A 13001-nucleotide genomic window follows, 5' to 3' on the forward strand; every position below is an offset into this window, starting at 1 on the left:
CGCCAATTCCTGCAATCCAGATTTGTCCGGATCGCAAGAATTGACGCTATTCAGCAGCAATTGATTTCGCATCCACCAATGTCACGATATCGCGCATGATGGCGTTCAATTCGAAATCCTTGGGCGTATAGACCTTGGCCACCCCCATCGCGCGCAGGCGCGCGGCGTCGTCGTCGGGAATGATGCCGCCGACGATCACCGGAATATCGCCCAGGCCCTCGGCCCGCATCCGCGCCATCAGATCCTCGACCAGCGGGATATGGCTGCCCGACAGGATCGACAGGCCGACCACATGCGCGCCACTCTTCGCCGCCTCGACGATCTGCTCGGGGGTCAGCCGGATGCCTTCATAGTCGATGTCCATGCCGCAATCGCGGGCGCGGAACGCGATCTGCTCGGCGCCGTTGGAATGGCCGTCCAGCCCCGGCTTGCCGACCAGGAACCGCAACCGTCGGCCCAGCTTGTCGCTGACCGCGTCGACCGCGGCGCGGATGTCGTCCAGCCCCTCGGTCTTGTTGCTGACGGCCGCCGAAACCCCTGTCGGCGCCCGGTATTCGCCGAAAATCCCCCGCATTTCGCCGGCCCATTCGCCGGTCGTGACACCGGCGCGGGCCGCGGCGATCGACGCCGGCATGACGTTCTCGCCCTTGCGCGCCGCCTGCCGCAGCGCCTCCAGCGCCGCCTTGACCGCCGCGTCGTCGCGCTGTGTCCGCCAGTCTTCCAGCCGCGCGATCTGCTCGGCTTCGACCGCGGGGTCGACCACCATGATGCCGCCATCCTCGCCCACCAGCGGCGACGGCTCGCCCTCGGTCCAGCGGTTCACGCCCACGACCACGGTTTCCTGCCGCTCGATCCGGTTCAGCCGCTCGGCATTGCTGTCCACCAGCCGGCCCTTCATGTAGTCGATCGCCCCGATGGCGCCGCCCATGCTGTCGATATTGGCCAGTTCGGCCCGCGCGCCTTCTTTCAGCGCCGCGACCTTGCGATCGACCGCGGGGTTGCCGTCGAACAGGTCGTCATATTCCAGCAGGTCGGTCTCGTAGGCCAGGATCTGCTGCATCCGCATCGACCATTGCTGATCCCAGGGCCGCGGCAGGCCAAGCGCCTCGTTCCAGGCCGGCAATTGCACCGCGCGGGCGCGGGCGTTTTTCGACAGCGTCACCGCCAGCATCTCGATCAGGATGCGGTAGACGTTGTTTTCCGGCTGCTGTTCGGTCAGACCCAGCGAATTGACCTGCACGCCATAACGGAAGCGGCGGTATTTCGGGTCTTCGACGCCATAGCGGGTTTCCAGGATCTCGTCCCACAGATCGACAAAGGCGCGCATCTTGCACATCTCGGTGACGAACCGGATGCCGGCATTGACAAAGAACGAAATCCGCCCGCACAGCGCCGGGAAATCCTCGGCCGCGACGCGCGGTTTCAGCTCGTCCAGAACCGCGATGGCGGTGGCCAGCGCAAAGGCCAGCTCCTGCTCCGGCGTGGCACCCGCCTCTTGCAGGTGATAGGAACACACGTTCATCGGGTTCCATTTCGGAATATGCGTATAGCAATACTCGGCCACGTCCCCGATCATCTTCAGCGACGGTTTCGGCGGGCAGATATAGGTGCCGCGCGACAGGTATTCCTTGATCAGGTCGTTCTGCACCGTGCCCTGCAACGCGCTGACATCCGCGCCCTGTTCCTCGGCCACCGCGACATACAGCGCCAGCAGCCAGGGCGCCGTGGCGTTGATCGTCATCGAGGTGTTCATCTGGTCCAGCGGGATCTGGTCGAACAGGGTGCGCATGTCGCCCAGGTGGCAGACCGGCACGCCGACCTTGCCGACCTCGCCGCGCGCCAGGATGTGGTCGCTGTCATAGCCGGTCTGGGTCGGCAGGTCGAAAGCCACCGACAGCCCGGTCTGTCCCTTGGCAAGATTGGCGCGATACAGCGCGTTGGATTTCGCGGCGGTGGAATGGCCGGCATAGGTGCGGATCAGCCAGGGGCGGTCTTTTTGCGTGTCGGTCATTTCGGTCTCCGTCTGGGTCGCGGCGGAATCGGTTGGGCAATCTTGTTGCGTTTTTTGTTGGATACGCGAAACATTATGACCCTGTCAATTCGCCGCGCTGCGGCATGTGCGGGCGCAGCATAGCCGCGATCGGGGTGCATTCGCAAATGCCGGCACACGGTGCGCCCGGGGCATGGCGTCGCTGCGTTGCGGCACGATGACCAATCCGTACCGAACCCGCGGCTTTCGGGTCGGATTGCTGGCGGGACGCTCCGTTAACCCGTGCACACGGCCGGATTTCGGCGTTTCGGGCGCCATCGCGCCGGTTCGGGCAAGCAATCCGTCCCGAACGGTCCCGATTCAGGACATATCTCTGCCCTTGCGGGGCGTTGCGCGGCCTGTCACGGTCGTTAACCATGACCAGTCCGGTGACGCTGCCCTTTTGGCTTTTTGTGCTGATCCTGCTCTTCGCAGCGGCGTCGTTTTCGTCGAATTTCCTGTTCCCCTCCGTCCGCTGGTTCCTGCGCCGCCGCGCCGAGAAAGTCGTGGCCCGTCTGAACGAACGGCTCGAGACGCCGATCCAGCCGTTCAAGCTGGCCCGCCGCTACGACCTGATCCAGCGGCTGATCTATCACCCGGACGTCACGCGCGCGATCGTCGAACACGCAGACGAGGAAGGCGTGCGCGAGGACGTGGCCTTCGAACGCGCGCGGCGCTATGCCCATGAAATCGTGCCGTCTTTTTCCGCCTTCGCCTATTTCGGCGCGGGTGTGCGCGCGGCGCGGTTCCTGTCGAACGCGCTCTACCGGGTGCGGCTGGGCCACCACGACGAAGCCGCGCTCGCCAAGCTCAATCGCGACGCGACGATCGTCTTTGTCATGAACCACCGGTCCAACATGGACTATGTGCTGGTGACGTATCTTGCGGCCGAACGCTCGGCGCTCAGCTATGCCGTGGGCGAATGGGCGCAGGTCTGGCCGCTGTCGCGGCTGATCCGGGCGATGGGGGCGTTCTTCATCCGGCGCAAGTCCCGCAACGCGTTGTATCGCAAGGTTTTATCTCGCTACGTGCAGATGGCGACGGCCGGTGGCGTGACCCAGGCGATGTTCCCCGAAGGCGGTCTCAGTCTAGATGGAGGCCTGCAGGATCCCAAGCTGGGCCTGCTGAAATACGTCACCGACGAGCTCGATCTGGCGGCGCGCGACGTGGTGTTCGTGCCGGTCGCGATCAACTACGACCGGGTTCTCGAAGACCGGGTGCTGATCGAAGCCGGGCGCAATGGAACAAGGCGGTTCGACGCCGGGATGGGAAAGATCGCCGCGGCGGCGACCAAGCAGTTGTGGCTGCGGCTGCGCGGGCGGTTCCATCGCTTCGGCTATGCCGCGGTCAGTTTCGGTGCGCCCCTGTCGTTGCGCGACCATCCCGAGCTGGCCGCCGAACCCGAGGCCCTGGCACAGGCCCTGATGGGCCGCATCGCCGCCGTCGTGCCGGTTCTGCCGGTGCCGCTCGTGGCGCATCTGTTGCGCGACGGCCCGCTCGACCGCGCTGCGCTCGAGGCGCGCTACGCCGACACCGTCGCCCGTCTGGACGCGCATATCCACGTGCCCCGCGACGATACCCGCTACTCGGCCGAGGTCGGTCTCCGGGCGCTGATCCAACGCGGCATCGTGACCGAAGCCGACGGCCGCTTCACCATCGTCCCCGACCAGTCGCCCCTCGCCGAGTTCTACGCCCGCTCCATCGCGCATCTTTTTTGATTGCTGCGATTGCGAAGGCTATTCGTCCGATTTCCGGGGTTTTCTGCACCCGCTCGGTCATAAAATTACAAAAACGTGACCTCAGGATGTTGCATTGTTGCGTGACGGCCTGTATTCCGTGTTCAGACACGTCGCGATTCTGCGCCGCAGAAGACGTCGGAGCAAGACAAGAGGATAGGAGGCCGCCATGGCACTGGACCAGCAAACCGGTATCGCGCAATACGACGCGCCCGAGAAAGACCTCTACGAAATCGGCGAGATGCCTCCGCTCGGTTACGTGCCCAAGAAGATGTATGCCTGGGCGATCCGCCGCGAACGCCACGGCGATCCCGAGCAGAGCTTTCAGCAGGAAGTCGTCGACACCTGGGACATCGACAGCCATGAGGTGCTGGTTCTCGTGATGGCTGCCGGCGTCAACTACAATGGCGTCTGGGCCGGCAAGGGCGTTCCGATCAGCCCTTTCGACGTGCACGGGCAGGACTACCACATCGCCGGCTCCGACGCCTCGGGCATCGTCTGGAAGGTGGGCGAAAAGGTCAAGCGATGGAAGGTCGGTGACGAGGTCGTCGTCCACTGCAACCAGGATGACGGCGACGACGAGCACTGCAATGGCGGCGACCCGATGTATTCGCCCAGCCAGCGGATCTGGGGCTACGAGACCGGCGACGGCAGCTTTGCCCAGTTCACAAAGGTGCAGGCCCAGCAGCTGATGCCGCGGCCCAAGCACCTGACCTGGGAGGAATCGGCCTGCTACACGCTGACGCTGGCCACCGCTTACCGGATGCTGTTCGGCCACGAGCCGCATGATCTCAAGCCCGGCCAGAACGTGCTGGTCTGGGGCGCGTCGGGTGGTTTGGGGTCGTATGCGATCCAGCTGGCCAATACCGCCGGTGCCAACGCGATCGGCGTGATCTCGGACGAAAGCAAGCGCCAGTTCGTCATGGATATGGGCGCCAAGGGCGTCATCAACCGCAAGGATTTCAATTGCTGGGGCCAGCTGCCTACCGTGAACACGCCGGAATACAACGACTGGCTGAAAGAGGCGCGCAAGTTCGGCAAGGCGATCTGGGACATCACCGGCAAGGGCGTGAATGTCGACATGGTCTTCGAACATCCCGGCGAAAGCACCTTCCCCGTCTCGACCCTGGTGGTGAAAAAGGGCGGCATGGTGGTGATCTGTGCCGGAACGACCGGATACAACTGCACATTCGACGTGCGTTACATGTGGATGCACCAAAAGCGTTTGCAGGGATCGCATTTCGCGCATCTGAAACAGGCGTCCGCGGCGAACCAGCTGATGGTCGAGCGCCGGCTTGACCCCTGCATGTCCGAGGTGTTCCCCTGGAAGGAAATCCCGGCATCCCACACCAAGATGATGCGCAACGAACACAAGCCCGGAAACATGGCGGTGCTGGTTCAGGCCCCCAAGACGGGTCTGCGCACCTTCGAGGACGCGCTTGCTGCGCGCAGCTGACGACACCACTCCCTGTCGACGGCCCAACGCCCGCGCTCTGCCAACCCGGCATCGCGGGCGTTTCCTTTGGTGGCGTCAATCACCACAATCACTTGGAAAGCGCCGCCTCGCGATATCTGGGGAGTGGAATTTCGCGAATATTAACCGAATCCTCGATACGCTATAGTTGTGTTAAGCATCTGTTAACCATTTGAAGGCGAGGCTCGCATGGGACATGAGTGGATATTGGACGTACTGACCGATCTCCGGCGATATGCGCGTTCCAACGGCTTGATGTCTCTTGCCGACGAGCTGGAACAAACCGCGCTGCTTGCCGAGGTCGAAATCGCGTCCGCGCCCAAGGGGAGCGGCCTTGAGTTTTGTGGATCGGAAGACCGGACTGGAAGGGTTCATCGAAGAGCTGGAATCGGCTGAGGGCCATGACGGCCTGCAAAGCGCCATCGAAGCGTTGTGCAGACGATACGGCGTAAGCCACATGGTATACCACTGGGTCAGTGGAACCGGCGAACAGTACGGATGCGGCACCTATAGCGATGTCTGGGTCGCGCGGTATCTGGAACAAGGCTATCTGCGTGTCGACCCGGTGATCGCCGGGTGCCTGCAGCGGTTCCATCCGGTCGACTGGAAACGCCTGGATTGGTCCGGCAAAAGCGCCCGAACCTTTCAGAAAGACGCGATCGAACACGGAGTCGGGAACCAGGGATACTCGATTCCCATCCGCGGTCCGAACGGGCAATTCGCGTTGTTCACGGTCTCGCATTCCTGTTCCGATGCCGAATGGGCGGAATTCACCGAACGAAATCGCCGTGACCTGATCCTTGTCGCGCATTATTTCAACAAGAAGGCTTTGGAATTGCAGCCCGGTCGCGCACCGGAACCGGCGCAGCCGCTATCCCCGCGCGAAGTCGAGGCAATGACCCTTCTTGCCGTCGGCTACAGCCGCGCGCAGGCGGCCGAGACGCTGTCGATCTCGGAACACACGTTGCGGGTCTATATCGAAAGCGCGCGCTTCAAGTTGGGTGCGATGAACACCACTCACGCCGTCGCCAGGGCGTTGTCGCGCGGCCTGATCGTCGTCTGATCGCGGATTGCCGCCGTTGCGGCCATCACCGTCCGGTCTGGTTGCCGGACGTTAACGCCTGCGCGCGCAGGGTTTTCCTTGTGTTCAAACAGGGGACCCAGCGATGATCCGCTTTCTCTATGCAGACCAATTGAATGACCATCCCACCCTCGCGCGGTCGATGTTCCTCGACCGGGCCGACCAGTTCAGCACCCGCCTTGGTTGGGCCGTTTCGGTCGACGAAACCGGTGAAGAGCGCGACGATTACGACGCCCTCAATCCGCTATACGTGATCTGGCAGCGCGCCGACGGCACGCATGGTGGATCGATGCGGCTTTTGCCGACCACCGGCCCGACCATGGTCAACGATCATTTCCGCGATCTGACTGGCGGGGTGCGCATCGAAAGCCCGGTGATCTGGGAATGCACCCGATTCTGTCTGGCCCGCGACACCGACCCCGGCGCCGCGGCCGCGCTGATGCTGGCCGGGGGCGAGATCATGCAGCGTTTCGGGATCGAGCATTTCGTCGGCGTCTTCGATGCCAGGATGGTGCGCATCTACCGCCGGATCGGTGCGTCCCCCGAGGTTCTGGGCAGCGACGGCACCGGACGCGCACAGGTCAGCATCGGGCTCTGGGCCTTCTCTGCCCAGGCCCAGGCGCGGGTTGCGGAAAGCGCGGGCATTCCCGCATCGCTGACAGCGCGCTGGTTCGACATGGCATTCGGCATGGCGGGCAAGGCGCAGGCGACCGCGGCCTGATCCGGCGCACTGCCCGTCCTGGTTTTGCAGGATCAGGTCACCGCGGGATTTTTTTGCCAGACCAAGCGGGGGATGGTGTTCTTGACCGGCGCCGCCCGATAGGGTGTCGGCATGAACGCCCCCGCTCTCGTATTCTCGGACGACCAGGCCAATGCCTTTGACCGCGTGACCGAATTGTTGCGCGGTGCCGGGGTCGATCTTGACGACGGTTTGTGCCTGCCGCCGCGCGACGGCAGGGCGGCGGTCATGGCCCTGTTGGGCAAGGCCGGTAGTGGCAAGACGCTGCTGCTGGCCGAGTTGTGGAAAGCGCTGGAGACCGCCGGGGTCGAGACGATTTCGGGTGACTACGAAGGCCGCCGCCGCAAGGACCGACGCACTTTGGCGGTGCTGGCGCCGACGAACAAGGCGGCCAGCGTGCTGCGGATGCGCGGTGTGCCGGCGACCACCATCCACCGCATCCTCTATACCCCGGTCTACGACCCCGAATACGAACGCATCGCCGAATGGCTGATGGGCAATGGTGACCGGCCCGAGATCGAGGGGCTGACCGACGCGGCGCTGGACCGAGCCAAGCTGGCCTATGAAGGGCACAAGTCGATCCCGGCGGCACTGGCTGCGGCGGGCCTGCGCGGCAGCGATTTCATCACCGGCTGGAAACGTCGCGAAGAACCGCTGGACATCGGTTTCGTCGACGAAGCCTCGATGCTGGACGACCGCCAGTACGAAGACCTGCGCGAGATCTTTCCGACCCTTCTGCTGTTCGGCGACCCGGCGCAGCTTGCGCCGGTCAACCAGTCGGGTCAGATGGTGTTCGACCGGCTGGCCGAACGGCAGAAGCTGGAATTGCACCGCATCCACCGGCAGGAAGCCGACAATCCGATCCTCGATCTGGCGCATGCCCTGGCCGATCCGGATATCGGCTTTGAACAGTTCGAACGGATGGTCGAGGACCGCGCAAGCAATGACGACCGCGTTGTCTGGGGGGGGCGGGTCGAAGTCGACCTGATGGCCCGATCGCCGGTTCTGGTCTGGCGCAACGCAACGCGCATCCGGCTGATCAACGCCTTTCGCGCCGTGCACCACGCGCCCGAAACCGAACTGCTGCCCGGCGAGCCGCTGATCTGCGACGGCATCGAACTGCCGCTCAAGCACCGCAAGAAACGGCTGGATCTCGAGGCGCGCGGGCTCATCAAGGGCGCGCAGGTGATCTATCTGGGCCCCGGACGCAAGCCCGGCTTTTCACGGCTGCACGTGATGGGCGCGATCGAACCGCAGGTGTCCGCCGCATCGATCGTGAAAATCGAAAAGCCCGATGAGCAAGAGCCGTTCATTCCCTTTGCCGCGCGCATGGGCGCGACGTTTCTGCACGGCGCGGCGGTGACGATCCACAAGGCGCAGGGCAGCCAGTGGGAACAGGTGCAGGTCTTCGCACCCGACCTCTACGCCGCGGCCCGCGCGGGTCGCGTCGAGGCGGGAATCCCGCTGTGGAAGCGGCTGGCCTATGTGGCGATCACGCGGGCGTCCGACAGGCTGTACTGGGTGGTCCGCAACCGGCTGGCCAAGCCGACCGGGCCGCTTTCCATCGACGATCTGGGCGGCGATGCGGCACCCCTGGCTCTGGAGGGCGACACATGAACAGTGTTCTGGTAACCGGCGCAAGTTCCGGCATCGGCCGGGCCGTGGCCGAAGAAATGCTGGCGGCGGGCTGGCGCGTGGGCCTGCTGGCGCGGCGGCGCGACGTGCTCGAGACGGTCGCCGCAAGTCGGGACACCGCCCTGGTGCTCGAGGCCGACGTGACAGACGAAGCCGCTGTCGAAGCGGCTTTCAATCGCTTCTCGGCATGGGCCGGGCGGATCGACCTGCTGTTCAACAACGCCGGCGCCTTTGGCCCGCAGGCCGAAATCGACAAGGTGTCTCTGGCCGAATGGCAAGCCGTGGTCGGCGTCAACCTGACCGGCATGTTCCTGTGCGCGCGCGCGGCTTTTGCCCGGATGAAGGCGCAGGAGCCGAAGGGCGGGCGGATCGTGAACAACGGCTCGATTTCGGCTGACCGACCGCGGCCCGGATCGGTTTGTTATACCGCGACGAAACACGGTGTGACCGGTCTGACCAAGACGCTGAGCCTGGACGGGCGGCCCCATGACATCGCCTGCGGCCAGATCGACATCGGCAACGCCCGGACCGATCTGTTGGACGGGCTGGTGAAACGTGCCGAAGCGGCGGGAGAGCCGCCGCCACCGACGATGGATGTCGCCGATGCGGCGCGCACGGTGCGGCTGATGGCCGAGATGCCACTGGACACCAACGTGCAGTTCGTCACGGTGATGGCGACCAAGATGCCCTATATCGGGCGCGGATGATGCGCTTTTCGGCACCGACGCCAGAGCTTCCCGTGCGGGATGTCAGGGCTGCCCAGGCCCATTATCGCGACCGCCTGGGCTTTGACATCGCGTGGTACAACGATGAGGGCTGCATCGGCGCTGTGTCGCGCGACGATTGGGTGGTGTTCCTGCGCGGTACGAACGGGCCGATCGTGCCGCAAGTGTGCTGGCTGTTCGTCGAGGACGTCGATGCGGCGGCAGACGACCTGGCCAGCCGCGGTGCGGATATCGTCGACCCGGTCTCGGACAAGCCTTGGGGGCTGCGCCAGTTCACCGTCAGTGACCTGGCAGGGCACCTGTTCCACGTCTTCTGCGATCTTTGAGCAAGGGCTAGAGCGCGACGATCTGTTTGCCGGTATTGCCGCCCTGCAGCATCGCGATGAAGGCGGCGGGGGCGTTTTCCAGCCCCTGCGCCACGTCCTCGAGATAGGCGATTTCACCCTTGGCGACCTTTGGCGTCATCTCGGCCAGGAATGCCGGGAAGTCGGCCCAATGGTCGAAGATGATCATGCCCGACACGCGCAGCCGCTTGACCAGGACCTGTCGCCAGACGGCGGGCAGGTGATCGGGCCCGCCGGTGTCCACCCCGCCATACCACGCGATGGTGCCGCAGACCACGATCCGCCCGTGGACGTTCATCAGCGGCAGGGTGGCGTGCAGCAACTTGCCGCCGACATTCTCCCAGTAGACGTCCACTCCGTCCGGCGCGGCTTCGGTGATCGCGGCGCGCAGGGATCGCGCGTCTTGATGCGCGCGGTGGTCGATGGCGGCGTCAAAGCCGAACGTGTCGCGGGCCAACGCGCATTTCTCGGGCCCGCCGGCGATGGCGATGGTGCGCAAGCCGCGTGCCTTGGCGATCTGGCCCACCATCGAGCCCACCGGCCCGGTGGCGGCGCCGACGACCAGCGTTTCGCCCGCCTTGAGATCGGCGAAACTGTTCAGCCCGGCCCAGGCGGTGAAACCCGGCATGCCCAGAACGCCAAGCGCGGTGGACGGCGGCAGCGCTTCGTCAAGCTTGCGCAATTCGCCCGCCTTCAGCACCGCGTGGCTGGACCAGCCGGTAATTCCCGTGACGAGATCGCCTTCGGCGAATCCCTTGGAGTTGGATGCCAGCACCCGGCCTACGCCCTGGCCCGTCATCACCTCGCCCAGACCGACCGAAGGCGCATAGCTTTTGACGTCATCCATCCGACCGCGCATGTAGGGATCGAGCGACAGATGCGTCACGGCCACCAGCACCTCGCCATCGCCAGGCACGGGCATGTCGTCCGCCTCAAGCGCAAAGTCCTCGGGGACGGGCATGCCTTGCGGGCGGCGGGCCAGGGTGATCCGGTGCATCTGGGTCATGGGGCGTCTCCTTTGACGGTGGGTCCGGGACGATTGGCGCTTGCGCCTGTGGCTGCAACTTGGTCACCTAGATGAACGACGCAACCCGCAACGGCAAGGGGAGGGGCCAATGCAGGGCATGATGATGCATATGCCGCTCAGGATCATCGATATCCTGGGCTATGCCGCCGAAGCGCATCCGGGCGCCGAAATCGTTTCGGTCCGCACCGAGGGCGATCTGCACCGCGAAACCTATGCCCAGGCCTACAAGCGCGCCGGGCAGCTTGCGCACGGGCTTGCCGGGTTGGGCGTGGGCGACGGCGACCGCGTGGCGACGCTGGCCTGGAACGGCTACCGGCATTTCGAACTGTACTACGCGATTTCCGGCATGGGGGCGGTCTGTCACACGATCAACCCGCGGCTTTCGGCCGAACAGATGCTCTACATCATCACCCATGCCGAAGACCGCGTTCTGTGCCTCGACCTGACCTTTGTCCCGCTGGTCGAGGCGCTGGCGGATCAGTTGCCGGACGGCCTGCAGCTGGTGTTGATGACCGACCGCGCGTATATGCCTGACAGCGCGCTGGATTTTCTTTGCTACGAAGAGCTGCTGGCGGGTCGGCCCGCGACCTATGACTGGCCGGTGATGGACGAAAACGCCGCGGCCGGCCTTTGCTACACCTCGGGCACGACCGGCCATCCCAAGGGGGCGCTCTATTCTCATCGATCGACCGTGCTGCACGCGCTTTCGGTGGCGCTGACCATCCCGCGCAGCCTGCACCAGGGCGCGCGCATCCTGCCCGTGGTGCCGATGTTCCACGTCAATTCCTGGGGCCTGCCCTATGCTGCGCCGCTGGTGGGTGCATCGCTGGTCATGCCGGGGGGCAAACTGGATGGGCCGTCGCTGTTCGACCTGATGGAAAGCGAAGCGGTGACCGCCAGCTGGGGCGTGCCAACGGTCTGGCTGGGACTGCGCGCCGAGATCGAGGCGCGCGGCGCCAAACCCGCGGCGCTGGACCAGGTGGTGATCGGCGGGTCTGCCGCGCCGCGGGCGATGATCGCCTTCTTCGAGGGCCTGGGCGTCGATGTCTGTCACGCCTGGGGCATGACGGAAATGAGCCCCGTCGGCACCCACGGCCAGTTGCCGCCCGCGATGCAGGAGCTGGACCGCGCGTCGATGCTGGACGCCAAGGCCAAGCAGGGCCGCAGGATGTTCGGGGTGGAAATGAAGATCGTCGGCGAGGATGGCGCGCGGCTGCCGCATGACGGCCAGGCGGTGGGCGAATTGTTCGTGCGCGGCAACGGCATCGTGTCGGGCTATTTCGCCAATCCCGAAGCCAGCGCCGCCGCGCTGGACGCCGAGGGCTGGTTCGGCACCGGCGACGTGGCCAGCATCGACGCGAACGGCTTTCTGAGCATCCAGGACCGGTCCAAGGACCTGATCAAGTCGGGCGGCGAATGGATCAGCTCGATCGATCTGGAAAACATCGCCATGGCGCATCCCAACGTCGCCAATTGCGCGGTGATCGCCGTGCCGCATCCGAAATGGGATGAACGGCCGCTGCTGGTCGTGGTGCCCAAGGGTAACGCGCCCGCCCTGTCCGAAATCCACGCGCTGATGCTGGAACATGTGGCCAAGTGGCAATTGCCCGACGACATGGTGGTGGTCGACGAATTGCCGCTGACCGCGACCGGCAAGGTGTCGAAACTGACCCTGCGCCAAAGGTTCGGTGATCACGTGCTGCCCGATGTCGGCTGAACTGTTCCGGACGGCCTCGCCTGCCTGGTCGCGCTGGTACGTGATCGGCCAGGAGCGGATGACCGCCTTTGCCGATGTGACCGAGGATTGGCAGTTCATCCATCTCGACACCGCCCGCATGGCGTCGCAGGGTGGCACCATCGCGCACGGGTTCCTGACGCTGTCGATGCTGTCGGCCATGTCCTACGACGTGCAGCCCGATATTCCCGGCCTGACGGAATCGCTGAATTACGGCTTCGACCGTATCCGGTTCGTGCATCCGGTCCGGGCAGGGCAAAAGGTGCGGGCGCGCTTTGAATGCGGCGATGTGCGTGAAAAACCGGGTCGGTACGATGTGACCTGGCACGTGACCGTCGAGATCGACGGCCAGGACAAGCCCGCGCTGGTCGCGGACTGGATCAACACGTTTCTGGTAGAGACAGGGCAGCCCCGGGCGTGACCCGGGGTCTTGCAGGGCATGAGGTCCCGGATCGTGTCCGGGACGGCGTAGAGAA

11 protein-coding genes are annotated in these 13001 nt (G+C 64.8%); 9 read left to right on the plus strand and 2 right to left on the minus strand.

Annotated features, from left to right (window positions below):
* Positions 1-46: 46 nt before the first annotated feature.
* Positions 47-2011: a protein meaA gene (locus KUH32_RS10770; protein WP_217778038.1), complete on the minus strand. Its 1965-nt coding sequence runs from the start codon at positions 2009-2011 to the stop codon at positions 47-49.
* A gap of 395 nt (positions 2012-2406) precedes the next feature.
* Here KUH32_RS10770 and KUH32_RS10775 point away from each other — a divergent pair, with 395 nt between their 5' ends.
* From KUH32_RS10775 to KUH32_RS10805, 7 genes are all read left to right on the plus strand, one after another.
* Positions 2407-3747: a 1-acyl-sn-glycerol-3-phosphate acyltransferase gene (locus KUH32_RS10775; RefSeq protein WP_217778039.1), complete on the plus strand. Its 1341-nt coding sequence runs from the start codon at positions 2407-2409 to the stop codon at positions 3745-3747.
* Between the two features lie 187 nt (positions 3748-3934).
* Entirely contained in the window at positions 3935-5221 is a 1287-nt protein-coding gene (gene ccrA, locus KUH32_RS10780) for a crotonyl-CoA carboxylase/reductase (protein ID WP_217778040.1), read from the plus strand.
* Between the two features lie 361 nt (positions 5222-5582).
* Positions 5583-6302 carry a helix-turn-helix transcriptional regulator gene (locus KUH32_RS10785; RefSeq protein ID WP_217778414.1) on the plus strand — a complete coding sequence of 240 codons (720 nt, stop codon included), beginning with the start codon at positions 5583-5585 and terminating at the stop codon, positions 6300-6302.
* A gap of 103 nt (positions 6303-6405) precedes the next feature.
* Positions 6406-7041, plus strand: coding sequence for an acyl-homoserine-lactone synthase (locus KUH32_RS10790; RefSeq protein ID WP_217778041.1), 636 nt, complete (start codon positions 6406-6408; stop codon positions 7039-7041).
* 111 nt (positions 7042-7152) lie between these two features.
* Positions 7153-8676, plus strand: a complete 1524-nt coding sequence (locus KUH32_RS10795) for an ATP-dependent DNA helicase (RefSeq protein WP_217778043.1) — start codon at positions 7153-7155, stop codon at positions 8674-8676.
* On the plus strand, positions 8673-9401 hold the full coding sequence (locus KUH32_RS10800) for an SDR family oxidoreductase (RefSeq protein WP_217778044.1): 729 nt from the start codon (positions 8673-8675) through the stop codon (positions 9399-9401). Before KUH32_RS10795 ends, KUH32_RS10800 begins: the two co-directional genes overlap by 4 nt.
* Positions 9402-9433: 32 nt before the next feature.
* The gene (locus KUH32_RS10805) at positions 9434-9745 is read left to right on the plus strand and encodes a VOC family protein (RefSeq protein WP_348541105.1); all 312 of its coding nucleotides are present in this window, start codon (positions 9434-9436) and stop codon (positions 9743-9745) included.
* A 7-nt stretch (positions 9746-9752) separates the two neighbouring features.
* Here KUH32_RS10805 and KUH32_RS10810 read toward each other — a convergent pair whose 3' ends face one another.
* Entirely contained in the window at positions 9753-10769 is a 1017-nt protein-coding gene (locus tag KUH32_RS10810; protein WP_217778048.1) for an NADP-dependent oxidoreductase, read from the minus strand.
* Between the two features lie 109 nt (positions 10770-10878).
* Here KUH32_RS10810 and KUH32_RS10815 point away from each other — a divergent pair, with 109 nt between their 5' ends.
* Positions 10879-12507, plus strand: a complete 1629-nt coding sequence (locus KUH32_RS10815; protein ID WP_217778050.1) for a long-chain-fatty-acid--CoA ligase — start codon at positions 10879-10881, stop codon at positions 12505-12507.
* Positions 12497-12946, plus strand: coding sequence for a MaoC family dehydratase (locus tag KUH32_RS10820; protein ID WP_217778052.1), 450 nt, complete (start codon positions 12497-12499; stop codon positions 12944-12946). Before KUH32_RS10815 ends, KUH32_RS10820 begins: the two co-directional genes overlap by 11 nt.
* Positions 12947-13001 lie beyond the last annotated feature (55 nt).

It is taken from the genome of Thalassococcus arenae, assembly GCF_019104745.1.
GTDB classification, from domain to species: domain Bacteria; phylum Pseudomonadota; class Alphaproteobacteria; order Rhodobacterales; family Rhodobacteraceae; genus Thalassococcus_B; species Thalassococcus_B arenae.